This window comes from Mycobacterium sp. WUMAC-067, assembly GCF_020217485.1.
Lineage (GTDB): Bacteria > Actinomycetota > Actinomycetes > Mycobacteriales > Mycobacteriaceae > Mycobacterium.
This window is the reverse complement of the sequence record NZ_JAEKMI010000223.1, coordinates 1-259: the sequence shown is the minus strand read 5'-3', so window position 1 is coordinate 259 and position 259 is coordinate 1. Positions and strand designations below refer to the sequence as shown.

General features: G+C 52.9%; 1 protein-coding gene. It reads right to left on the bottom strand.

Annotated elements, in window-relative coordinates:
* Positions 1-53: 53 nt before the first annotated feature.
* On the bottom strand, positions 54-259 hold a 206-nt coding region (locus JF781_RS28325), incomplete at its 5' end, for an acyl-CoA dehydrogenase family protein (protein ID WP_255642441.1).

Sequence of the window (259 nt, the reverse complement as noted above, 5' to 3'; positions counted from 1 at the left end):
TAGCAGATCCTCATCTGCGTTGATACACCGGGCGTTCGGTCGTCGCTATCTTGTCAAAGCGACCTCGAAATAATCTCTTTCATTATTTCGTTAGACCCCGCGTAGATTTTCTGTACTCGCTGATCAACCCAGAGACGCGAAATCGGATATTCCGTCATGTATCCGTACCCGCCGTGCAGCTGCAGGCAGTCGTCGAGGACTTTCATCGCCCGTTCCGTCGTCCACCATTTGGCCATCGCGACAGTTTGCACGTCGAGCT